This is a genomic window from Streptomyces sp. NPDC035033, assembly GCF_040636735.1.
Lineage (GTDB): Bacteria > Actinomycetota > Actinomycetes > Streptomycetales > Streptomycetaceae > Streptomyces.
The window spans coordinates 1-22,468 of the sequence record NZ_JBEZUZ010000074.1 but is presented as its reverse complement, the minus strand read 5'-3'; the positions used below and the strand labels follow the sequence as shown (position 1 = coordinate 22,468).

At 73.8% G+C, this 22,468-nt stretch carries 22 protein-coding genes, 1 tRNA gene, 1 pseudogene and 1 riboswitch; of the genes and pseudogenes, 13 read left to right on the top strand and 11 right to left on the bottom strand.

Annotation, left to right across the window (positions count from 1 at the left end; translation table 11 throughout):
• The first annotated feature begins 164 nt into the window (after positions 1-164).
• The 6 genes from AB0E83_RS25900 to AB0E83_RS25875 all read left to right on the top strand — a co-directional run bounded on the left by AB0E83_RS25900 (position 165) and on the right by AB0E83_RS25875 (position 7,256).
• The gene (locus tag AB0E83_RS25900) at positions 165-929 is read left to right on the top strand and encodes a GntR family transcriptional regulator (RefSeq protein WP_362116534.1); all 765 of its coding nucleotides are present in this window, start codon (positions 165-167) and stop codon (positions 927-929) included.
• 189 nt (positions 930-1,118) lie between these two features.
• Positions 1,119-1,382, top strand: coding sequence for a DUF3311 domain-containing protein (locus AB0E83_RS25895; RefSeq protein WP_362116484.1), 264 nt, complete (start codon positions 1,119-1,121; stop codon positions 1,380-1,382).
• Positions 1,379-2,983 (top strand): monocarboxylate uptake permease MctP, encoded by a 1,605-nt coding sequence (gene mctP / locus AB0E83_RS25890; RefSeq protein WP_362116481.1) that lies wholly within the window; start codon positions 1,379-1,381, stop codon positions 2,981-2,983. Before AB0E83_RS25895 ends, mctP begins: the two co-directional genes overlap by 4 nt.
• A 77-nt stretch (positions 2,984-3,060) precedes the next feature.
• Complete coding sequence (locus AB0E83_RS25885; protein ID WP_362116478.1) at positions 3,061-3,561, top strand: GNAT family N-acetyltransferase; 501 nt, start codon at positions 3,061-3,063, stop codon at positions 3,559-3,561.
• A 49-nt stretch (positions 3,562-3,610) separates the two neighbouring features.
• Positions 3,611-3,747, top strand: a riboswitch (cobalamin riboswitch).
• A gap of 126 nt (positions 3,748-3,873) precedes the next feature.
• Complete coding sequence (locus AB0E83_RS25880; RefSeq protein WP_362116475.1) at positions 3,874-6,240, top strand: ribonucleoside-diphosphate reductase subunit alpha; 2,367 nt, start codon at positions 3,874-3,876, stop codon at positions 6,238-6,240.
• On the top strand, positions 6,240-7,256 hold the full coding sequence (locus AB0E83_RS25875) for a ribonucleotide-diphosphate reductase subunit beta (RefSeq protein WP_362116472.1): 1,017 nt from the start codon (positions 6,240-6,242) through the stop codon (positions 7,254-7,256). Before AB0E83_RS25880 ends, AB0E83_RS25875 begins: the two co-directional genes overlap by 1 nt.
• Before the next feature lie 61 nt (positions 7,257-7,317).
• Here the strand turns inward: AB0E83_RS25875 and def are convergent, their stop codons facing one another.
• The 8 genes from def to AB0E83_RS25835 form a co-directional block, all read right to left on the bottom strand.
• A complete protein-coding gene (gene def, locus AB0E83_RS25870; protein WP_362116469.1) occupies positions 7,318-7,968 on the bottom strand; it encodes a peptide deformylase in 651 nt (216 codons plus the stop codon).
• A 67-nt stretch (positions 7,969-8,035) separates the two neighbouring features.
• Positions 8,036-9,016, bottom strand: a complete 981-nt coding sequence (locus tag AB0E83_RS25865) for a hypothetical protein (protein ID WP_282694244.1) — start codon at positions 9,014-9,016, stop codon at positions 8,036-8,038.
• Positions 9,017-9,095: 79 nt separating this feature from the next.
• Entirely contained in the window at positions 9,096-10,352 is a 1,257-nt protein-coding gene (locus tag AB0E83_RS25860; RefSeq protein WP_362116466.1) for an HD domain-containing protein, read from the bottom strand.
• A gap of 16 nt (positions 10,353-10,368) precedes the next feature.
• Complete coding sequence (locus AB0E83_RS25855) at positions 10,369-11,739, bottom strand: HD-GYP domain-containing protein (protein ID WP_362116531.1); 1,371 nt, start codon at positions 11,737-11,739, stop codon at positions 10,369-10,371.
• A 120-nt stretch (positions 11,740-11,859) separates the two neighbouring features.
• Positions 11,860-12,171: a mycothiol system anti-sigma-R factor gene (rsrA, locus tag AB0E83_RS25850; protein ID WP_362116463.1), complete on the bottom strand. Its 312-nt coding sequence runs from the start codon at positions 12,169-12,171 to the stop codon at positions 11,860-11,862.
• Positions 12,168-12,824: a sigma-70 family RNA polymerase sigma factor gene (locus AB0E83_RS25845; protein ID WP_362116528.1), complete on the bottom strand. Its 657-nt coding sequence runs from the start codon at positions 12,822-12,824 to the stop codon at positions 12,168-12,170. Before AB0E83_RS25845 ends, rsrA begins: the two co-directional genes overlap by 4 nt.
• Positions 12,825-13,076: 252 nt before the next feature.
• Entirely contained in the window at positions 13,077-13,709 is a 633-nt protein-coding gene (locus AB0E83_RS25840) for an alpha/beta family hydrolase (protein WP_362116460.1), read from the bottom strand.
• Between the two features lie 43 nt (positions 13,710-13,752).
• Positions 13,753-14,568: an SOS response-associated peptidase gene (locus AB0E83_RS25835; RefSeq protein ID WP_362116457.1), complete on the bottom strand. Its 816-nt coding sequence runs from the start codon at positions 14,566-14,568 to the stop codon at positions 13,753-13,755.
• A gap of 49 nt (positions 14,569-14,617) precedes the next feature.
• Between AB0E83_RS25835 and AB0E83_RS25830 the strand changes: the two genes are divergently transcribed.
• The 4 genes from AB0E83_RS25830 to AB0E83_RS25815 all read left to right on the top strand — a co-directional run bounded on the left by AB0E83_RS25830 (position 14,618) and on the right by AB0E83_RS25815 (position 18,107).
• Positions 14,618-15,301 carry a M50 family metallopeptidase gene (locus tag AB0E83_RS25830; protein WP_362116454.1) on the top strand — a complete coding sequence of 228 codons (684 nt, stop codon included), beginning with the start codon at positions 14,618-14,620 and terminating at the stop codon, positions 15,299-15,301.
• Between the two features lie 20 nt (positions 15,302-15,321).
• On the top strand, positions 15,322-16,674 hold the full coding sequence (gene aroA / locus AB0E83_RS25825; RefSeq protein WP_362116451.1) for a 3-phosphoshikimate 1-carboxyvinyltransferase: 1,353 nt from the start codon (positions 15,322-15,324) through the stop codon (positions 16,672-16,674).
• Positions 16,675-16,677: 3 nt separating this feature from the next.
• A complete protein-coding gene (gene rsgA, locus AB0E83_RS25820; RefSeq protein WP_362116448.1) occupies positions 16,678-17,688 on the top strand; it encodes a ribosome small subunit-dependent GTPase A in 1,011 nt (336 codons plus the stop codon).
• A 95-nt stretch (positions 17,689-17,783) separates the two neighbouring features.
• Positions 17,784-18,107 carry a multidrug efflux SMR transporter gene (locus tag AB0E83_RS25815; RefSeq protein ID WP_362116445.1) on the top strand — a complete coding sequence of 108 codons (324 nt, stop codon included), beginning with the start codon at positions 17,784-17,786 and terminating at the stop codon, positions 18,105-18,107.
• Here the strand turns inward: AB0E83_RS25815 and AB0E83_RS25810 are convergent.
• Positions 17,999-18,634: a helix-turn-helix domain-containing protein gene (locus AB0E83_RS25810; RefSeq protein ID WP_362116442.1), complete on the bottom strand. Its 636-nt coding sequence runs from the start codon at positions 18,632-18,634 to the stop codon at positions 17,999-18,001. The two genes, AB0E83_RS25815 and AB0E83_RS25810, sit on opposite strands and share 109 nt — an antisense overlap.
• Positions 18,635-18,766: 132 nt before the next feature.
• On the opposite strand from AB0E83_RS25810, the gene hisN reads away from it, so the two are divergent.
• The 3 genes from hisN to AB0E83_RS25795 all read left to right on the top strand — a co-directional run bounded on the left by hisN (position 18,767) and on the right by AB0E83_RS25795 (position 20,567).
• The gene (gene hisN / locus AB0E83_RS25805) at positions 18,767-19,579 is read left to right on the top strand and encodes a histidinol-phosphatase (RefSeq protein WP_362116439.1); all 813 of its coding nucleotides are present in this window, start codon (positions 18,767-18,769) and stop codon (positions 19,577-19,579) included.
• Between the two features lie 136 nt (positions 19,580-19,715).
• Positions 19,716-20,102, top strand: a complete 387-nt coding sequence (locus tag AB0E83_RS25800) for a CBS domain-containing protein (RefSeq protein WP_362116436.1) — start codon at positions 19,716-19,718, stop codon at positions 20,100-20,102.
• 45 nt (positions 20,103-20,147) lie between these two features.
• Positions 20,148-20,567 carry a Fur family transcriptional regulator gene (locus tag AB0E83_RS25795; RefSeq protein ID WP_362116433.1) on the top strand — a complete coding sequence of 140 codons (420 nt, stop codon included), beginning with the start codon at positions 20,148-20,150 and terminating at the stop codon, positions 20,565-20,567.
• A gap of 110 nt (positions 20,568-20,677) precedes the next feature.
• Here the strand turns inward: AB0E83_RS25795 and AB0E83_RS25790 are convergent.
• A tRNA-Met gene (locus AB0E83_RS25790) sits at positions 20,678-20,751 on the bottom strand.
• 48 nt (positions 20,752-20,799) lie between these two features.
• Positions 20,800-22,377: pseudogene (locus tag AB0E83_RS25785) on the bottom strand (sel1 repeat family protein); the annotation flags it as partial.
• Between the last annotated feature and the right edge of the window lie 91 nt (positions 22,378-22,468).

Genomic DNA, 22,468 nt, shown 5'->3' with positions numbered 1-22,468 from the left:
ACGAGGGATGACTCGGTGTATACAGAGGCAGGGAACGACTCCTCCTCGCGGAAGCGGCACGCGTCGGCAGGAGAAACCGTGCCGGTGTCCGAACCGTGCCACCATGTGAGCCGCGACAGACGGAGGAGCCGGTGACGGCAGCAGCACAGTCGGGAAGGCGGGCCATGGCCACGGAGGCGGGCAGCACGGAGTCAGAGGGCGGGGCGGCGACCCGCACCGCGCGCGTGCCCAAGTACTACCGGCTGAAAAGGCACCTCCTCGACATGACGGAGACCCTTCCGCCCGGTACGCCGGTGCCGCCGGAGCGGACGCTCGCGGCCGAGTTCGACACCTCGCGCACGACCGTGCGCCAGGCGCTCCAGGAGCTGGTCGTCGAGGGCCGGCTGGAGCGGATCCAGGGCAAGGGCACCTTCGTGGCGAAGCCCAAGGTCTCCCAGTCCCTCCAGCTCACCTCGTACACCGAGGACATGCGCGCCCAGGGCCTCGAACCCACCTCGCAGCTCCTCGACATCGGGTACGTGACCGCCGACGACACCCTCGCCGGCCTGCTCGACATCTCCGCCGGCGGCCGGGTGCTGCGCATCGAGCGCCTCCGGCTGGCGAACGGCGAGCCGATGGCGATCGAGACCACCCACCTCTCGGCCAAGCGCTTCCCCGCGCTGCGCCGTTCGCTGGTCAAGTACACCTCGCTCTACACCGCCCTGGCCGAGGTCTACGACGTGCACCTCGCCGAGGCCGAGGAGACCATCGAGACCTCGCTCGCGACCCCGCGCGAGGCCGGCCTGCTCGGCACCGACGTCGGCCTGCCGATGCTGATGCTCTCCCGCCACTCCCTGGACGCCCAGGGCGAACCGGTCGAATGGGTGCGCTCGGTCTACCGCGGCGACCGGTACAAGTTCGTCGCCCGCCTCCAGCGCCCCAACGGCTGAAAACCGATCTGAACCCGTACCCCGGCCCCTCCGTGTGAGAGGTCGGGGTACGCCGTTCTCCGGAACGAGACACCTGCGCCGAGACCCGCCCGATACACGTCCGTTATTCGGACCGGGCTTCCCACGGACGGGGCGGTCCCCTACATTTCGTCGGCATTAACCGGTGATCAGCGAGGGGACTTTTCCACCATGTCAGAAGCCGCAACCGGGAAACAACCGGTCATCACACCGATCAGAGTCGTCATCGCGCTCTGTCTGATCGCCCCGTTCGTGGCGATGCTGTGGGTGAGTTCGTACGCGAAGGCCGAACCCCTTCTCGCCGGAATACCTTTCTTCTACTGGTACCAGATGCTGTGGGTGCTGATCGCCACCGCGCTCACCGCCGTCGCCTACAAGCTCTGGCAGCGCGACCAGCGCGCCCGTCGCGTCCGTGAGGGGGGTGCGGACCGATGAAGGACGTCAACGTCGTCGCGCTCGCCGTCTTCGTCTTCTTCTTCCTGGCCGTCACGGTCATGGGCTTCCTCGCCGCGAAATGGCGGAAGGCGGAGAACGAGAACAGTCTCGACGAATGGGGCCTGGGCGGCCGTTCGTTCGGCACCTGGGTCACCTGGTTCCTGCTCGGCGGCGACCTCTACACCGCGTACACCTTCGTCGCCGTCCCGGCGGCCATCTACGCGGCGGGCGCGGCCGGATTCTTCGCCGTGCCGTACACGATCCTGGTCTACCCGCTGATCTTCACCTTCCTGCCGCGCCTGTGGTCGGTCTCGCACAAGCACGGGTACGTCACCACCTCCGACTTCGTCCGCGGCCGCTTCGGCTCCAAGGGCCTCTCCCTCGCGGTCGCGGTCACCGGCATCCTCGCCACGATGCCGTACATCGCGCTCCAGCTCGTCGGCATCCAGGCCGTCCTGGACGTGATGGGCGTCGGCGGCGGCGAGGACACCCACTGGTTCATCAAGGACCTGCCGCTGCTGATCGCCTTCGGCGTGCTCGCCGCGTACACCTACTCCTCGGGTCTGCGCGCGCCCGCGCTCATCGCCTTCGTCAAGGACACCCTGATCTACCTGGTGATCGCGGTGGCGATCATCTACATCCCGATCAAGCTGGGCGGTTTCGACGCGATCTTCGACGCGGCGAACGAGAAGTTCACCACCAACAAGGCGGGCGGGCTCGTGCCGACCGAGGCCGGGCAGTGGACCTACGCGACGCTCGCGCTCGGTTCGGCGCTCGCGCTCTTCATGTACCCGCACTCCATCACGGCGACCCTGTCGTCGAAGAGCCGCGAGGTCATCCGCCGCAACACCACGATCCTGCCGCTCTACTCGCTGATGCTGGGCCTGCTCGCGCTGCTCGGCTTCATGGCGATCGCCGCCGGGATCAAGGTCGAGAACGGCCAGCTCGCCATCCCGCAGCTCTTCGAGTCCATGTTCCCCGCCTGGTTCGCGGGCGTGGCCTTCGCCGCCATCGGCATCGGCGCGCTCGTGCCGGCCGCGATCATGTCGATCGCCGCGGCCAACCTCTTCACCCGGAACATCTACAAGGACTTCCTCAAGCCCGGGGCCACCCCCGAGCAGGAGACCAAGGTCTCCAAGCTGGTCTCCCTCCTGGTGAAGGTCGGCGCCCTCGTCTTCGTCCTCACCATGGACAAGACGGTCGCCATCAACTTCCAGCTCCTGGGCGGCATCTGGATCCTCCAGACCTTCCCGGCCCTGGTCGGCGGCCTGTTCACCCGCTGGTTCCACCGCTGGGCGCTGCTCGCCGGCTGGGCCGTCGGCATGGTGTACGGCACGATCGCCGCGTACAACGTGTCGACGCCGAAGCAGAAGCACTTCGGCGGCTCCTCGGCCGAGATCCCCGGCATCGGCGAGATCGGCTACATCGGCCTCACCGCCTTCGTCCTCAACGTCCTGGTGACGGTGGTCCTCACCTTCGTCCTCAGGGCCGCGAAGGCCCCCGAGGGCGTCGACGAGACCTCCCCCGCGGACTACACGGCCGACGCCGGCGACGCCGGGGTCCGCACCGAGCTGCCGAAGGTCGGTGCCGGAAGCCACTGACGGCACGCGGTACGGGGCGAGGGCCCGGGGCGGAAAACCCCGGGCCCTCGCCGTGCCCGCCGGGCAGACTGCCGGGCATGGACTTCACGATCAGGGCCGTGCGGCCCGAGGAGCACAAGGAACTCGGCGAGATCACCGCACGGGCGTACCTCGACGACGGCCACCTCTCCTTCGGCGAGGCCGACGGGTACCTGCCCGTCCTGCGGGACGTGACCCGCAGGGCCGGCCTGGCGGAGGTGCTCGTGGCGGTGGACGGGGACGGGGCGGTCCTCGGCGGCGTCGCCTTCACGGCCGGCGGGAAGGAGTACGCCGACATGGCCGTCGACGGCGAGGCCGAGTTCCGGATGCTGGCGGTCGCCCGCGCGGCGCGCGGCCGGGGCGTCGGCGAGGCGCTGGTACGGGCCTGCGTCGAGCGCGCCCGCGAACGGGGCAGCGCGCGGCTCGTGCTCTCCACCCAGACCCGGATGACCACCGCCCACCGGCTCTACCGGCGGCTGGGCTTCGTCCGGGTGCCCGAGCGGGACTGGAGCCCGGTGCCCGGCCTGCCGCCGCTGATGGCCTTCTCCCTGGAACTCTGAACCACCGCGACCCGCGGGGACACAACATGTGGGGGGTGCCGAGAGGGGCGCCCCCCACATGTATGCTCGTCCTCGCTGTCGCCGCAGGGGAATCCGGTGCGAATCCGGAACTGTCCCGCAACGGTGTGCTTCGTGCGCTTATCCACGGAGTGAGTCCGAGCACCTGCCGGCAGTGCGCCCGGTCCGACCGTTCCGGGTGCCGACGACGTCCGGGCCTCGCGGAATGGGCCGGTGGACGCGGGCGCATCCGCGCGTACGGACGCCCGCCCCTCCCCCGCCGCGGCCCCGGGCCGAGCGAGGGAGAGCCCCCACGTGACCATCGCGCCTGCGGGTCCGTCAGCTGCCGAGACCGCCGCGACCGACGGCGACGGCCCCGGGACCGTACTGCTGCGGACCCTGACCGACCTCACCGCCGACCTCACCGACACCGACCCCGGCCGGGTCGCCGCCGCCGCGCTGCGCGGCCGGCACGCCGGTTCGGACGAGGCGGAGCTGCGCGAACTGGCCACCGAGGCCGCCGCGGGCCTCATCTCCGAGGACCCCGCCTACTCCCGGCTCGCCGCCCGGCTGCTGACCCTCACGATCGCCGAGGAGGCGGCCTCGCAGGGCGCGGTCTCCTTCTCCGCCTCGGTCGCCACCGGCCACCGCGAGGGCCTGATCGCCGACCGCACCGCCGCCTTCGTGGCGCTGCACGCGGACCGGATGGACGCGCTGATCGACCCGGCCGCCGACGACCGCTTCGGCTACTTCGGCCTGCGGACCCTGTACTCGCGCTACCTGCTGCGCCACCCGATCACCCGCAAGGTCGTCGAGACCCCGCAGCACTTCATGCTCCGGGTGGCCGCCGGCCTCGCCGAGGACGACTCGGTCCGCGCCCTGGACGAGGTGGCGGCGCTGTACGGGCTGATGAGCCGGCTCGACTACCTGCCCTCCTCGCCCACGCTCTTCAACTCCGGCACCCGCCACCCGCAGATGTCCTCCTGCTACCTGCTGGACTCCCCGCTGGACGAGCTGGACTCGATCTACGACCGCTACCACCAGGTCGCGCGCCTGTCGAAGCACGCGGGCGGCATCGGCCTGTCGTACTCCCGGATCCGCTCGCGCGGCTCCCTGATCCGCGGCACCAACGGCCACTCCAACGGCATCGTGCCGTTCCTGAAGACGCTGGACGCCTCGGTCGCCGCCGTGAACCAGGGCGGCCGCCGCAAGGGCGCCGCCGCCGTCTACCTGGAGACCTGGCACGCGGACATCGAGGAGTTCCTGGAGCTCCGCGACAACACCGGCGAGGACGCCCGCCGCACCCACAACCTGAACCTCGCCCACTGGATCCCGGACGAGTTCATGCGCCGGGTCGACGCCGACGCCGAGTGGTCGCTCTTCTCCCCCGCCGACGTGCCCGAGCTCGTCGACCTGTGGGGCGAGGAGTTCGACGCCGCCTACCGCGCCGCCGAGGCCAAGGGCCTGGCCCGTCGCACGATCCCGGCCCGCGACCTGTACGGCCGGATGATGCGGACCCTGGCGCAGACCGGCAACGGCTGGATGACCTTCAAGGACGCCTCGAACCGCACGGCCAACCAGACCGCCGAGCCCGGCACGGTCGTCCACTCCTCCAACCTGTGCACCGAGATCATCGAGGTCACGAACGACGGCGAGACGGCCGTCTGCAACCTCGGCTCGGTCAACCTCGGCGCGTTCGTCGACACCGCCACCGGCGACATCGACTGGGAGCGGCTGGACGCCACCGTCCGCACCGCCGTGACCTTCCTCGACCGGGTCGTGGACATCAACTTCTACCCGACCGAGCAGGCCGGCCGGTCCAACGCGAAGTGGCGCCCGGTGGGCCTGGGCGCGATGGGCCTCCAGGACGTCTTCTTCAAGCTGCGCCTCCCCTTCGACTCGGCCGGGGCCCGCGCGCTGTCCACCCGGATCGCCGAGCGGATCATGCTCGCCGCGTACGAGGCGTCCGCCGACCTCGCCGAGCGCAACGGCCCGCTGCCGGCCTGGGAGAAGACCCGTACCGCCCGGGGCGTGCTCCACCCCGACCACTACGGCGTCGAGCTCGCCTGGCCCGAGCGGTGGGCCGCGCTGCGCGAGCGGATCGCCGCCGTCGGCATGCGCAACTCCCTGCTCCTCGCCATCGCCCCGACCGCGACGATCGCGTCGATCGCGGGCGTGTACGAGTGCATCGAGCCGCAGGTCTCCAACCTCTTCAAGCGCGAGACGCTCTCCGGCGAGTTCCTCCAGGTCAACTCGTACCTGGTGGACGAGTTGAAGGAGCTCGGCGTGTGGGACGCGCAGACCCGCGAGGCGCTGCGCGACGCCAACGGCTCGGTGCAGGGCTTCACCTGGGTGCCGGCCGAGGTCCGCGAGCTGTACCGGACGGCGTGGGAGATCCCGCAGCGCGGCCTGATCGACATGGCCGCCGCCCGCACCCCGTTCCTGGACCAGTCGCAGTCCCTGAACCTGTTCATGGAGACGCCGACCATCGGCAAGCTGTCGTCGATGTACGCGTACGCCTGGAAGCAGGGCCTGAAGACCACGTACTACCTGCGCTCCCGCCCGGCGACCCGGATCGCCCGCGCGGCGCGGGCCGCCGCCCCCGTCCCCGTCCAGGTGACCCCCGAAGAGGCCGTCGCCTGCTCCCTGGAAAACCCCGAGTCCTGCGAGGCCTGCCAGTAATGACCACTTCCGCGGAGAAGAACCTCCTGGACCCCGGGTTCGAGCTGACCCTGCGTCCGATGCGCTACCCGGACTTCTACGAGCGCTACCGGGACGCGATCAAGAACACGTGGACGGTCGAGGAGGTGGACCTCCACTCGGACGTCGCCGACCTCGCCAAGCTCACCCCCGGCGAGCAGCACATGATCGGCCGCCTCGTCGCGTTCTTCGCGACGGGCGACTCGATCGTGGCCAACAACCTGGTCCTGACGCTGTACAAGCACATCAACTCCCCCGAGGCGCGGCTGTACCTGAGCCGTCAGCTCTTCGAGGAGGCGGTGCACGTCCAGTTCTACCTGACCCTCCTGGACACCTACCTGCCCGAGCCGGACGACCGCGCGGCGGCCTTCGCGGCGGTCGAGAACATCCCCTCCATCCGCGAGAAGGCGCAGTTCTGCTTCCGCTGGATGGACTCGGTCGAGAAGATCGAGAGGCTGGAGACGGCCGCCGACCGCCGCCGCTTCCTCCTCAACCTGATCTGCTTCGCCGCCTGCATCGAGGGCCTGTTCTTCTACGGGGCCTTCGCCTACGTGTACTGGTTCCGCTCCCGCGGCCTGCTGCACGGCCTGGCGACCGGCACCAACTGGGTCTTCCGCGACGAGACCATGCACATGAACTTCGCCTTCGAGGTCGTGGACACGGTCCGCAAGGAGGAGCCGGAGCTCTTCGACGACGCCCTCCGGCAGCAGGTCACGGAGATGCTGAAGGAGGCCGTCGAGGCGGAGCTCCAGTTCGGCCGCGACCTGTGCGGCGACGGCCTGCCCGGCATGAACACCGAGTCCATGCGCGCGTACCTCCAGTGCGTCGCCGACCAGCGCCTCCAGCGGCTCGGCTTCCCCCCGGTCTACGGCTCCGAGAACCCCTTCGCCTTCATGGAGCTCCAGGGCGTCCAGGAACTCACCAACTTCTTCGAGCGCCGCCCCTCCGCCTACCAGGTGGCCGTCGAGGGCACGGTCGACCTGGACGAGGACTTCTGATCCGTACGCGAAGGGCCCCGCACTCGTGGAGTGCGGGGCCCTTCCGTGTCTCCGGGGCCGGTCAGGCGTTGGGGACGACCGGGTAGCGGGGGGTGCCCTCCTCCATCTGGCGGAGGGCGTCCTTGCGGTCGCGCTTGGAGAGCTTGTCGATGTACAGGGTGCCGTACAGGTGGTCCGTCTCGTGCTGGAGGCAGCGGGCGAAGTAGCCGGTGCCGCGGACCTTGATGGGGTTGCCGTGCAGGTCCTGGCCGTGGACCTCGGCGAAGTCCGGGCGGGCCAGCGCCGCGTAGGCGGTGGGGACCGACAGGCAGCCCTCGTTGGAGTCGTCGAGGAAGCGGCGGTCGGCCGGCAGCTCCTGGAGCACCGGGTTGACCACGTGGCCGGTGTGGCGGACGCCCTCGTCGTCGGGGCAGTCGTAGACGAAGACCTTCAGGCCGACGCCGATCTGGTTGGCGGCGAGGCCGACGCCCTCCGCGGTCTTCTGGCTGGCGAACATGTCGTCGACCAGCGCCGCGAGCTCGGGGCCGAACTCGGTGACGTCCTCGCACTCGTGGTGCAGGACCGGGTTGCCGACCACCGTGATGGGACGGGAGGTGCCCCGCTCGCGGTGGGCGAGCTCGCGCGCCTCGCAGTCCTCGGTGTCCACGATGTAGCCGTCGTCGTCCAGGGCGTAGCCCGTGAAGATCTGCTCGCCCGTCTCCTGCTGCGCCATGTGCCGCCGCGCCTTCCTGAAAACCCGATTCCGTCGGAGGACAGCCTACGGGGCCGGGGCGGAAGGCTCAGCAGACCTCTTCGAGATCGCGCCACTCCCGGCTGTCGGGGCTGTCGGCGACCCAGCCGTCGAGGAGGCCGCGCACCAGGTCGGCCGGGGCGGCGATGCCGCACTCGCGCTCGGGCACCCACAGCTCGCCGGGCGAGCGGTGGCCGAGCGGGCCGGGGTGGCCGGGCTCGCTGTGGTCGTGCGGGTCGACGTGGTCGCCCTCGCCCTCGGCGCTGGGCATGGTCGACTCGGAGCAGGCCCGGCACAGGAGGCGTACCGACGAGGACCAGTCCTCGGCGGCGAAGCCCGCCTCGGCGGCCAGCTGCTCCAGGGCGTCCCGGTCGGCCTCGGTGGCGGCCTCCAGGAGGACCACCCAGGTGGGGACCGGTGAGGGCGCCCACAGCTCGATCTCGTCGAAGACCGGGTAGGAGGGCCCGGCGGTGGTGGTCCGCTCGCCGTTGGGCACGCCGTCGTGGAGGACGACCTCGCCCCAGCGCCGTCCGGAGGACGGCAGCGGGATGGAGAGGACCTCGATGCGGGCCGGGTCGAGCCGGCGGCCCCACACCACCTCGGCCTCGCCCTCCGGCGAGAGCCGCACGGCGGCGCTGCCGAGCTCCATCCCGGCGGGCTCGCCGGTGCCGGCGGAGGCTCCGGGCACCTTCAGGCCGTACGCCTGCCAGGCCCGACGGGCCAGCGGCCAGTCCTGGAGGGCGGTGGCGGCGATGCCGACGTTCCACCAGTCGGGGGCGCCGGTCTCCTTGTCGAGGAGGGCCACGGCCCGCAGTCCGGCGGCCCGCGCCTGCTCCCAGTCGTGCCGGAACTTGTGCAGCAGCGCCAGGTTGAACCAGGACTCGGAGAGCCAGGGCTCAAGATCCGCCGCCCGGGTGAGCAGCGCGCCCGCGTCCTCGTACCGGCCGTCGCCGATCAGCGTGAACGCGCGGTCGGTGGCCTGCCGCCACGAGGCGGAGGGCCGATGCCGTACCTTCCCGAAGATCCTCACGATTCCCGCCTGCCGGTCGCTTCACCCTCTTGTTCGCATCCAACCATGCCGGGTCGGACGCGCGCTCATTACCCATGGGTTACCCCGTGGGGACCGAGGTCACCCCCGGGGCCCCGCCGCGGGCGAGGACCCTGGCCAGGCAGGCGACGACCTCCGGGTGGTAGTCGCGGGCGGTGCCGAGCCGGAGCCGCTCCAGGGCCTCCAGGGCGGCCGCCGGGCCCTCCCCCGCGAGGTCGTCGTAGGCGTTCACGGCGCGGACGATCCGGGCCGGGAGCGGCTGGTCGCGGTACGGGTCGGCCTGCCGCTCGACGACGTGGGCGACGGCCGCCGGGACGCCGGTCATCCGCACCACCTCGCCGCCGAGGAGGGCGATCCGGCGCTGTTCCTCGGCCGGCAGGAGGGCGGTGGCGCCGCCGGGGACCGGGTCGACGAGGGAGAGCTGGCCGATGTCGTGCATGAGCGCCGCGTACTCCAGGACGGTCAGCCGCTCGCCGCCGAGGCCCAGCTCGCGGCCGACGGCGGTGGCGAGGGCGGCGACCCGGTGGGCGTGGCCGGGCGGGGTGCAGCCGGCGATCTCGGTCGCCCGGGCGAGGGAGGCGATGGTCTGCCGGTTGACGGTGCGGACGGCCGCGTACCGCCGGAAGGAGACCTGGGCGAGCAGCAGCGGCACGGCGAGGAGGGGCAGCGCCCAGAGGCCGGCGGCGGCGACGCCGAGGGCCATGACGACGCCGGTGGCGCAGACGGCGGAGCCGATGCCGCCGAGGGCGCGCAGTTCGTCGCGGAGGAGGGGGCCGTACGGGTATCCGGTGCGGGCGCGGAGCAGCAGGGCGGCGAGGACGGCGTCGCACAGGCCGGTCACGAGCAGGACGAGGACCAGGAAGAGGGCGTACCCGGCGCCGAGGCCGAGGTGGCCGGTGACGGCGCCCGCGTTGTAGAGCGGCTGGAAGCAGAGGGCGGCGAAGCCGACGGTGAGGACCCGGCGGGCGAGCTGGTCGAGGCCGGGGCCGCGGCCGCGGGCGGTGTGGGGGACGATCCCGGCGAGCCCGCCGGCGACGGTGACGGCGACGACCTGGAGGACTCCGTGGGTGGTGGCGGCTCCGGCGTCGTCGCCGAGGAGGGCGTAGGCGAGGGCCCCGGCGGCGGCGAGCGGGGCGGGTTCGCGTTCTCCCGGGCGGGCGCCCCAGCGGGCCAGTTCGCCGAGCGCGACGAGGGCGCCGAAGGCGAGGGCGTTGCCGGGTTCGGCGACGCCGTGCCAGAGGGTGCCGGCGACGCCGGCCAGGCCGAGGAGGAGGGCGGCGGCGTGGACGGTGCCGACGGTGGCCGCCCCCGGCCTCACGCGGGCTCCCGGGGGCTCATGCGGGCTCCTCGGTCCTGGCGGCGAGCGGGCCGGGGGCGCGGGGCGCGGGGACCTGTCCGCCGGGTTCGTCGGCGGTGACGGCGGTCTGCCAGCCGTACCGGTCCAGGGCGCGGGCGAGCGCCCCGACCATCCGGGGGTCGAACTGGCTGCCCGCGCACCGCTCCAGTTCGGCGAGGGCGGTGGCGACGGGCCGGGCGCGGCTGTAGGAGCGGGTGGAGGTCATGGCGTCGAAGGCGTCGGCGACGGCGACGACCCGGGCGCATTCGGGGATCTCCTCGCCGCGCAGCCCGTACGGGTAGCCGCTGCCGTCGATCCGCTCGTGGTGGTGGAGGACGGCCTCGCGGGCCTCGCCGAGGAAGCCGATGCCGCGGATCATCTCGTGGCCGTACTCGGGGTGGAGCTCGATGATCCGGCGCTCCTCGGGGGTGAGCGGGCCGTCCTTGCACAGGACGCGGGTGGGGACGCCGAGCTTGCCGACGTCGTGGAGGATGCCGGCGAAGCGGACGGTGTCGAGGCGATCGCCGTCCATGCCGAGTTCACGGGCGATCAGGACGGAGGCGCGGCCGACGCGTTCGCTGTGGCCGCGGGTGTAGCTGTCCTTGATGTCGACCGCCTGGACGAGGGCCCGGATGGTGGCCTGGTGGGCGGCGCGCTCGCGGTGGTACTGGGCGAAGACCCAGCAGGAGACGTACATGGGCAGCAGGACGAGGAGGGCGGCGGCGGGGCCGTACGGGCTGTGCCAGAGGACGCCCATCATGAGTCCGGCGAGGCCGTGGACGAGGTGCGGGGCGAGGGCGCGGCCTAGGTGGCCGCGCCGGACGGCGCGGAGCGGGAGCCCGTCGGCGGTGGCGCGGACGCCGGTGTCGAGGGCGGTGAGGGCGAGGCAGAAGACGAGGGCGGCGGCGAGGGCGACCGGCAGCGCGCGGGGGATGTCGGGGTCGCCGGGGCCGGCGCCGAGGGCGGCGGGGGCGCGCAGGGCCGCGGCGGTGTGGGCGGCGGCCCAGGCGGCGAGGGCGGTGGCGGCGGCGCGCCAGGTGCGGCGCCAGCCGGCGGGGGCCTCGTCGACGCGGGCGAGGAGGCAGCCGGGGAGGGCGGTGAGCGCGGCGGCGGCCGGGGGCAGTAAGAGGGCGGCGGCGAGGAGCACCGGGAAGAAGGAGCCGGCGCCCACGGGGGCGGGGCCGCCGGCGGCGCGGCCGAGGAGGCGGCGGCGGGCGGGCAGCTCGCAGAGCGCGTACAGGCCGGCGAGGAGGCTGGCGGCCGCCCAGGGGGTGGGCGACGGGGGGAGGAGCGCGGGCAGGGCGCACGCTCCGGCGCCGAGGGCGGCGCAGACGATGTACGCGCGGGCCGTTCGCGGGAGGGGCTTCACGACCGTCACGCGGTCACGCTAGCGAGGACGGCGGCCGCGGGAGGCGGGCCGCCGTCGATTCCTCCCATCGGGTGATACAAGCTGACGGGTGCACGGGGGACGGCTCGCGCACCCGTGCGGTCACTCCTGGGCGGCCGGGGTCTCCGGGGCGACCGCGTCCTGCTCGGGGACCAGGTGCCCGGCGCGGATCAGGTCGATCCGGCCCATGACCTTGGCCCGCAGGTCGGTGGGGACCTCGTCGCTGCCGCAGCAGCGCTTGACGAGCTTCTTCACCGCCTGCTCCAGGCCGTACTTCTCCAGGCACGGGGAGCACTCCTCGAAGTGCACCTCGAACTTGGTGCATTCACCGTCGGGCATCTCCCGGTCGAGGAACTCGTAGAGATGATCCAGGACTTCCGAGCAATCCGTCTCGTGCGGCTCTCCGCAGCTCATGAGTCCGCGCCTTTCCGATCCTGGGACGACTCCCCGGCTCCGGCCGGGACGAGGCCGCGCTCGCGGGCGTAGTCCTCGAGCATGCCGCGGAGCTGGCGGCGGCCCCGGTGCAGCCGGGACATCACCGTACCGATGGGTGTCCCCATGATGTCGGCGATCTCCTTGTAGGCAAAGCCCTCGACATCGGCGAGGTAGACCGCGATGCGGAATTCCTCGGGGATCGCCTGGAGCGCTTCCTTCACGTCCGAGTCGGGGAGGTGGTCGAGCGCCTGCGACTCGGCGGAGCGCAGACCGGTCGACATGTGCGACTCGGCGCGGGCGAGCTGCCAGTCCTCGATCTCCTCGGCGGCGCTGCGCTGGGGTTCACGCTGCTTCTTGCGGTACGAGTTGATGAAGGTGTTGGTGAGGATGCGGTACAGCCACGCCTTGAGGTTGGTGCCCTCGCGGAACTGGTGGAAGGAGCCGTACGCCTTCGCGTAGGTCTCCTGCACCAGGTCCTCGGCGTCCGCGGGGTTGCGCGTCATCCGCAGCGCGGCCGAGTACATCTGGTCGAGGTAACCGAGGGCGTCCCGCTCGAAGCGCGCGTTGCGCTCCTCGGTCGTCTCCTCGGGGCCGTCGTCGGTCCCTGTGTCGGTCCCAGTGACCGGACCCACCTCCTCCAGCGCGGTGACGGGGCCGGTGCCGGACCCGCTCGTCTCGGAGGATAGACGAGGAACGGCTCCGCCCGCCGCCCGAATCGGGGCGGCCTTGGGCGCGGGCAGCACGGTCCAGTCGAGCTCCGCGGACCTGGCCCGCTCCGGGCAGATGGTCGAACCCATGCGACGGACTCCCTCTCTCGCTTCTCACACCGACGCCCAGCACAACAGCGGCCCCCGCCGCCGCATTCCCGGGCCCCCGGCGGGGTTTCAGCCGAGGTCCCCGAGCCAGTCGCCGACCGCGCCGACGAGCCGGGCGAGGGCCTCGTCCTGGCCGAGGGGCGCGCGCTTGGGCACGGCGAAGCCGTGGTCGCCGTACGGGATCTCCACGAGGCCGTACGGGCCCTCCGGGAACTCGTCGGGCCTGCCGAAGGGGTCGTTGCCGCCCTGGACGACGAGGGTGGGCAGGCCGGCGGCGAGGAGCTCGTCGGCGCGGGACCGCTCGGGCCTGCCCGGGGGGTGGAGCGGGAAGCCCAGCGCGAGGACGGCGGCGGCGCCGAGGCCGGCGGCGGTCCGGCAGGCGACCCGGGCGCCGGCGCTGCGGCCGCCCGCGACGACCGGGAGGCCGGACGCCGTCAGGGCGGGCCAGAGGCCGCGCCAGGCGGTGTCGAGGGTCTTCGGGGCGGGCGCGACCTTCTTGCCCGCGACCCGCCAGGGCTGTTCGACCAGGGCGACGGTGACCCCGCGGGCGGGCAGGGCGGCGGCGAGGGCGGCCAGGTCGCGGGCCTCGACGCCGCCGCCGGCGCCGTGGCCGAGGGCCAGGACGCGGCGGGGCGCCGGAGCGGGGTGCCAGGTGATGCGGGCCTCACCGGCTTCGGTGGGGACGGTCTCGGTCTTCGTCACGCCCCCATCCTGCCGTCCGGGCCCGGCCGCCCCGGGCACCGGTTCAGAACAGCGTGCCGACCTCCGGCCCCTCCAGCTCGGTGAGCAGCTCGGGGCCGTTGTTGCGGACGTTGCTGACCGCGGTGGAGACCGGGTAGGCCCGCATCAGGCCCTCCGGCGGCGGGGCGAGCAGGGCGCGCAGCTCGTCGGGGCCGGTGGTCTCCGGGTCGAGCCAGGCGTCCCAGCGGTCCTCGGTGAGCATCAGCGGCATCCGGGGGTGGATCTCGGCGAGGGTGGCGGGGCCCTCGGCGGGCGCCACGCCGAGCGGGCCGGTCTCCGCCTCGGTGGTGATCACCGAGCAGGTGGCCCACCAGGCGTTCGGGTGACCGTCCGGCAGCGTGGGGTCGCGCCAGAACTCGTAGAGGCCGGCCATGGCGAAGACCGAGCCGTCCGCCGGGGTCACGAAGTACGGCTGCTTGCGGGGCCGCTTCTTCTTCCCCTCGACCTCCAGCTCGCGCTCGGCCGTGCCGGTCACCCACTCGTAGTAGCCGTCGGCGGGCAGGATGCAGCGGCGGGACCGGAAGGCGCGCTTGAAGGACGGCTTCTCGTGCAGGGTCTCGGCCCGGGCGTTGATCATCCGGGCGGCGCCCTCCGGCGACTTCGACCAGGACGGGACCAGTCCCCACCTCAGGACGCGCAGCTGGCGAACCGGGCGCCGGCTCTCCGCGTCCTTCAGGGGGCGTTCGAGGACCGCGTGCACCTGCTTGGTGGGGGCCACGTTCCAGTCCTGGTCGAGGGTCTCCTCCGGCTCCCACCGCTCGACCCCGAAGATCTCCACGAGGTCCTCGGGGGGCCGGCTCGCCGCAAAACGTCCGCACATACGTGCCACACTGCCACGATTCCCGAGCCAGAGAGGAGCGGACCGGAGGATGGACCTCTTCAGCCCGCAGACCGACCCGGCCGCATGGCTGGTGATCGCCACCGGCGTCGCCGCGCTCGCCGTCACCGTGCCCCGCCGTCCCTGGCTGTTCGCGCGGAACGCGATCACCATCGCCCACGAGGGCGGCCACGCCCTGGTCGCCCTCGCCGTCGGCCGCCGGCTGCGGGCGATCCGGCTGCACTCGGACACCAGCGGCCTCACCGTCACCCGGGGCCGCCCGACCGGCCTCGGCGTCGTCCTCACCCTGGCCGCCGGCTACACGGCGGCCCCGCTGCTCGGCCTCGGCGGGGCGGCGCTGCTCGGCGCGGGCCTGGTCGCGGTGCTGCTGTGGGCGGCGACCGCGCTGCTGCTCGCCGTGCTGGTCATGGTCCGCAACGCGTACGGGATCCTCTCCGTCGTCCTCACCGGCACGCTCTTCGTCCTGATGTCCTGGCTGGCGGCCCCGGAGGCGCAGGCGCTCTTCGCCTACGCGGTGGTGTGGTTCCTGCTCCTCGGCGGGGTGCGGCCGCCCTTCGAGCTCCAGGCGAAGCGCCGGCACGGCGGGGCGCCCGACTCGGACGCCGACCAGCTGGCCCGGCTCACCCACGTGCCCGCCGGGGTGTGGCTGGCCTTCTTCCACACGGTGTCGCTCTGCTGCCTGATCGGCGGTGCCACCTGGCTTCTGGGCTTCTGACACCCCCGTACAGTGAGGGCATGACCGCAGCCTCCCCCGCGCACCCCGATCCGTCGCACCCCGCCGCCCCCGCCGGCCCGGACCTCTGGCCCGCCCCGTACGCGGGCGGCCCCGTCGACGCGACCGTGACCGTGCCCGGCTCGAAGTCGGTCACCAACCGCGCCCTGGTGCTGGCCGCGCTCGCCGCCGAGCCCGGCTGGGTGCGCCGCCCGCTGCGCTCCCGCGACACCCTCCTGATGGCCGAGGGCCTGCGCACCCTGGGAGTGAAGATCGAGGAGGGGATCGGCCCCGACGGGACCGGCGAGGCCTGGCGGATCATCCCCGCCCCGCTGCGCGGCCCCGCCGCGGTGGACGTCGGCAATGCGGGCACGGTCATGCGCTTCCTGCCGCCGGTCGCCGCCCTCGCCGACGGCCCGGTCCGCTTCGACGGCGACCCCCGCTCCCACGAGCGCCCGCTGCACGGGGTGATCGACGCGCTGCGCGCGCTCGGCGCCCGGATCGACGACGAGGGCCGCGGCGCCCTCCCGATGACCGTGCACGGCACCGGCGGCCTGGACGGCGGAACGGTCGAGATCGACGCCTCCTCGTCCTCCCAGTTCGTCAGCGCCCTGCTGCTCTCCGGCGCCCGCTTCAACCAGGGCGTCGAGGTCCGGCACGTCGGCGGCCGGCTGCCGTCGATGCCGCACATCCGGATGACCGTGGACATGCTGCGGGCGGTCGGCGCGAAGGTCGACGAGCCGGAGCACGGCGGCGAGCCGGACGTGTGGCGGGTCACCCCGTCGGCGCTGCGCGGCCGGGACCTGGTCATCGAGCCCGACCTGTCGAACGCCCAGCCGTTCCTGGCGGCGGCGCTGGTCACCGGCGGCCGGGTGACGGTCCCGGACTGGCCGGCCCGCACCACCCAGCCGGGTGACGAGCTGCGCCGGATCTTCACCGAGATGGGCGGCGCCTGCGAGCTGACGAGCGCCGGGCTCCGCTTCACCGGCACCGGCCGGATCCACGGCATCGACGTGGACCTGGGCGAGGTCGGCGAGCTGACCCCCGGCATCGCGGCGGTCGCGGCCCTCGCCGACTCCCCCTCCACCCTGCGCGGGGTGGCGCACCTGCGGCTCCACGAGACCGACCGGCTGGCCGCGCTCACCCGGGAGATCAACGGGCTCGGCGGCGACGTCACCGAGACCGAGGACGGCCTCCACATCCGCCCCCGCCCCCTCCACGGCGGCGTCTTCCACACGTACCACGACCACCGGATGGCGACCGCGGGCGCGATCATCGGCCTCGCCGTGCGGGGCGTGGAGATCGAGGACGTGGCGACCACGGCCAAGACCTTGCCGGACTTCCCGGGGATGTGGACCGAAATGCTCGGAGTCTGAACCATGCGGCACTACGGCAAGCGCACCGACGAGGACGACATCCGCCAGCGGCCCAACCGCAAGGGCACCCGGCCGCGGACCTCCCTGCGCCCCAAGCACGAGGACGCCGTCGAGGGCATGGTCCTCACCGTGGACCGCGGCCGGCTGACCTGCCTGGTCGAGGGCCGGACCGTGGTCGCGATGAAGGCCCGCGAGCTGGGCCGCAAGGCGGCCGTGGTCGGCGACCGGGTCTCCCTGGTGGGCGACCTCTCCGGCGAGAAGGACACCCTGGCCCGGATCGTGCGGATCGGGGAGCGCGACTCGGTGCTGCGCCGCACGGCGGACGACGACGACCCGTACGAGCGGGTGGTCGTGGCCAACGCCGACCAGCTCGCGATCGTCACCGCGCTCGCCGACCCCGAGCCGCGCCCCCGGCTGATCGACCGCTGCCTGGTGGCCGCGTACGACGGCGGCCTGGAGCCCTTCCTGGTGATGACCAAGTCGGACCTGGCGCCGCCGGAGAAGCTGCTGGAGCTCTACGGCGCCCTGGACATCCCGCACGTGGTGGTGAACCGGGAGGAGCTGTACGACGGCGGGGCCGCGGACCGGGTGCGGGAGCACCTGGACGGCCGGGTGACGGCCTTCGTCGGCCACTCCGGCGTCGGCAAGACGACGCTGGTCAACGCGCTGGTGCCGGAGGAGAAGCGGCGGATCACCGGCCACGTGAACGCGGTGACGGGACGCGGCCGGCACACCACCACCTCGGCGCTCGCGCTGCCGCTGGACGCGGTGGACGGCTGGGTCATCGACACCCCGGGCGTGCGCTCCTTCGGCCTGCACCACGTGGATCCGTCCCGGGTCATCCACGCCTTCCCGGACCTGGAGCCGGGCACGGAGAACTGCCCGCGCGCGTGCAGCCACGACGAGCCGGAGTGCGCCCTGGACGCCTGGGTGGCGGAGGGGCACGCCGATCCGGCGCGGCTGTTCTCGCTGCGGCGGCTGCTCGCCACCCGGGAGCGCCGCGAGGGCGACTGACCCCGGCGCCACCGGGGTGTTTACGTCTCCACCCAGGCCGGTAAGGACATAACCGCACAAGTGCGACGAATCCGAACGGGTGGGAGGCAGGGACGATGGCGTGGCTGCTGGTGGTGGTCGCGGGGCTCCTGGAAACGGGTTTCGCGGTCTGCCTGAAGCTCTCGCACGGATTCACCCGACTGTGGCCGACGATCGCCTTCGCCTGCTTCGCCCTCGGCAGCTTCGGGCTGCTCACGCTCGCCCTGCGGAAGCTCGACGTGGGTCCGGCGTACGCGGTGTGGACCGGGATCGGGGCCGCCGGCACCGCCATCTACGGCATGGTCTTCCTCGGCGACCTGGTCTCCACGCTCAAGATCGTCTCGATCAGTTTCGTCATCGTGGGGGTCATCGGCCTCCAGCTCTCCGGCTCGGCGCACTGACCCTCCGGCGGCAGCGCCGGGGCGACCACGTGGCTGAGGGCGAGCCGCAGGGCCAGCTCGCAGCCGGCCGCCCGCCGCTCCCCCGCGCAGAGCGCGGCCGTCGCGAGCAGTTCCCCCGGCGCCGGCGGCCCGGTGTCGGCCCGCCGCTGGGCCGGCACGGGGGCGGGGCGGGCGCCCGGCCGGGCCGGACGGGGCCGGGGCAGGCCCTCGGTCCAGGCGCCGGTGAGCAGCGCGCGCAGTATCGGCCGGTCCCCGGCCCGGACCACGGTCCACTCGGCGACGGCCGCGAGGGCGGCCGGGGTCGGGTCGGGCGCGGCGAGCAGCCGGCGCACCCCGTCGAGGTAGGCGTCCGCCTCGTGGCGGACGAGGGCCCGGGCCAGCCCTTCCTTGCTGCCGAACTCGTTGTAGAGGGTCTGCCGGGAGACCCGGGCCGCGACGGCGAGGTCGGCCATCCGGACGGCGGACCAGGGGTGCCGCGCCAGCGCGGTGCGGGCGGCGTCGAGCAGTGCCTCGCGGGCGGTCGGCATGCGCGCCTCCGGGCCGGACGGTGGTCCCCCAGCGTCGGCAGGCGCGCGGGCGCTGTCAAGGGGCGGGCGGCGTGGTCCGGCGGGGCGAGACGGTTCGCCGGGCGGGCCCGGGGCGGCGCTAGAGTGCCGGGCATGGCCGATTACCACGATGACCTGCGCCTTGCCCACGCCCTCGCGGACGCCGCCGACGCGGCCACCACGGCCCGCTTCCGGGCCCTGGACCTCAAGGTCGAGACCAAGCCGGACATGACCCCGGTGAGCGAGGCGGACCGGGCCGCCGAGGAGCTGATCCGCGCCGGACTCCAGAAGGAGCGGCCCGAGGACGCGATCCTGGGCGAGGAGTACGGCGTCGAGGGCACCGGCCCGCGCCGCTGGGTGATCGACCCGATCGACGGCACCAAGAACTACGTGCGCGGGGTGCCGGTGTGGGCGACCCTGATCGCGCTGATGGAGGAGGGCGAGTCCGGCTTCCAGCCGGTGGTCGGCGTGGTGTCGGCGCCGGCGCTGGGCCGCCGCTGGTGGGCGGCGAAGGGCCTGGGCGCCTTCACCGGCGCCGACTTCGCGTCGGGGAGCCGGATCGGCGTCTCCCGGGTGGCCTCGCTGGCCGACGCCTCGTTCGCGTACTCCTCGCTGAGCGGCTGGGAGGAGCGGGGGAAGCTGGACGCCTTCCTGGACCTCACGCGCGCGTGCTGGCGGACCCGGGCGTACGGCGACTTCTGGCCGTACATGATGGTCGCCGAGGGTTCGGTGGACCTGTGCGCCGAGCCGGAGCTGTCGCTGTGGGACATGGCGGCGGTGGCGATCGTGGTGCAGGAGGCCGGCGGCTCGTACACCGGCCTCGACGGGCGGCCCGGCCCGCACAGCGGGAACGCGGCGGCCTCCAACGGCCTGCTGCACGAGGAGCTGCTGGGCCGCCTGGGGCACGAGGGGGCCGCCGGCGCCTGAGCACGCCCCCGACCGCCCCGGGGACGCCCCGCACGCCCCCTTGTCGGCCCCCTCCCGCGGTGCGACGCTGAGGGCCTCCACTTGTGCATGTGTGAACCGCCCCCGGGGCGGTTCTCCGAGGAGGTGGCCGACAGCCATGCTCGTCCGCGACGCCATGAGCACGGTGATCCTCACCGTGGGACCCGCCCACACCCTCCGGCAGGCCGCCCAGCTGATGTCCGCCCGCCGGGTCGGCGCGGCCGTCGTCCTCGACGGGGACGCCGGGATCGGCATCCTCACCGAGCGCGACGTCCTGAACTCCCTCGGCCGCGGCGAGGACCCGGACCGCGAGACGGCCGGCGCCCACACCACCCACGAGGTCGTCTTCGCCGCGCCCGGCTGGACCCTGGAGGAGGCGGCCGGGGCGATGACCCGCGGCGGCTTCCGCCACCTGGTCGTCCTCGACGGCCTCGGGCCGGTCGGCATGGTCTCGGTCCGCGACATCATCCGCTGCTGGCTGCCGGCCCACAGCACGGCCGACTGAGCCGGGCCCTCCGCCCGGTTTCTCCCCGCTGTTACCCTGGCCCTCATGAGCGACCTGTTGGAACGGCTGCGCGGACGCGGCTGGCGGATGACCGCGCAGCGCCGTGTCGTCGCCGAGGTCCTCGACGGCGACCACGTGCACCTCACCGCCGACGAGGTGCACGCCCGCGCCGTCGAGCGCCTGCCCGAGATCTCCCGTGCGACCGTCTACAACACGCTGGGCGAGATGGTGACGCTCGGCGAGGTCATCGAGGTCGCCACCGACGGCCGCGCCAAGCGGTACGACCCCAACGCCCACCGGCCGCACCAGCACCTGGTCTGCGCCGGCTGCGGCGCGATCCGGGACGTCCACCCGGCGGGCGACCCGCTGCGGGACCTGCCGGCCACGGAGCGCTTCGGCTTCACGATCTCGAACGTCGAGGTCACGTACCGGGGTCTCTGCCCGGACTGCGCCGCGAAGGCCTGACGGGAAGACGACGGGGGCGCCCTCCGGGGCGCCTTTCCCCTGCCCGCCCTCCCGGGGAACGCCGAAGGCCCGGACCGTCCTGAGACGGTCCGGGCCTTCGGGCTACTGAGTAGCGGGGACAGGATTTGAACCTGCGACCTCTGGGTTATGAGCCCAGCGAGCTACCGAGCTGCTCCACCCCGCGTCGGTGAACACCACCTTACGGGACCCGTGAGACAGGAGCAAATCGGTTCTACGCCGTGAGCTCCTGGTGCAGCGCCTCGCTGAGCCGCGCGGCCCGCTCGGCGACCTCGGCGGGGCCGAGCTCCACGGCGCGGGCGCACCAGCCGCGGCCCTCGGACAGCTCCCCCCGGCGGGCGGCGAGCAGCGCGAGCCGGAGCGCGGCGCGGCCGTGGCCGGCCCGGGCGGCCCGGGTCCACCAGAGGGCGGCCTCCCGCTCGCTGCCCTCGCGGGCGAGGAGCAGCCCCAGGTTGAAGGCGCCGTTGCGGCTGCCGGCCTCGGCGGCCTCCCGGTACCAGCGGGCGGCCCCGGTGAGGTCGCCGCGGCCGGCGGCGAGCATCCCGACCCGGACCTGGGCGCGCCGGTGGCCCTGCTCGGCGGCCCGCTCGTACCACTCCTCGCACTCGGTCTTCTGGTCGACGGGGGCGCCGAGGACCACCGGGCCGGGGTCGGGGCGGCGGGCGTCGAGGACGGTGGCGAGCCGGAAGGCGGCCTCGGCGCTGCCGCCGCCGGCCGCGCACCGCAGGTGTCGCTCGGCGGTCTGCTCGTCGCCGTCGCGCAGCGCGGCGATGCCGACCTGGAGGGCGGCCTCGGTGTGCCCGGCGGCGGCGGCCCGCTCGTACCAGACGAGCGCGGTGCGGTCGTCGTCGCGGCCCGCGTGGATGATGCCCAGGTTGAAGGCGGCGTCCACGGAGCCGGCCTCGGCGGCCTTGGAGAACCACGGCTCGGCGCCGTTCGCGTCGCCGGCCTGGAGGAGCAGCACGGCGAGCGCGTTGGCGGCCTCGCGGTGGCCGGCGTAGGCGGCGCGGCGGTACCACTGCTCGGCCTGCGGGAGCCGGTCCTGGGCGGCGCAGAGCAGGCCGAGGTTGTAGGCGCCGTTGACGTCGCCGGCGTCCATGGCGGCGCGGTACCAGCGCTCGGCGGTCTGCTGCTCGCCGCGGGCGGCGTGCAGGGCGCCCAGGGCGTTGGCGGCGTTGCCGTCGCCGTCCTGGGCGGCGCGCAGCCACCAGACGGCGGCGCTCTCCTCGTCGCCCGCGTCGCGCAGCAGGAAGCCGAGGGCGCAGGCGGCCTTGGCCTCGCCCTCCTTGGCGGAGCTGAGGTACCAGCGCCCGGCCTCCTTCAGCTCGCCGCGCTGCTCCAGGATCGCCCCCAGATGCAGGGCGGCCCGGCGGTGGCCCCGGGCGGCCGCCTGCCGGAACCACTGCTCGGCCTCGCCGAGCAGCCCGGCGCCGGGGGTCTCCCCGGCGGGGGGCGGGGCCGCCGCCGGGCGTGCGGCCGCGGGGGCGCGGTCGCCCGTGCGGAGGGGGTCGGCGGCGCGCAGCCGGCCGGCCGTGTCGTACGCCCGACCGGCCCGGCCGGCGGGCGCGGCGGGGCCGTAGGCGTGCGGGCCGCGCAGGGCCTCGGTGGCGCGCCGCTCCAGGGAGAGGGCGAGGCGGTAGGCGGCCTCGCGGTGGCCCTGTTCGGCGGCGGCGCGCAGCCAGCGCTCGGCGCCGACGTCGCTGCGGTGCTCCAGGAGGTCGGCGAGGGCGTAGGCGCCCAGTGCGTGGCCCTGCTCGGCGGCCTGGCGCAGCCAGTACTCGGCGGCGGGCTCGGACCCGCCTGACCGTCCTCTCCGAGATCACGGCCAACGTCGACTTCCTCTTCCTGCCCGAGCCGGTCTTCGACCAGCCCTCGTGGGACAA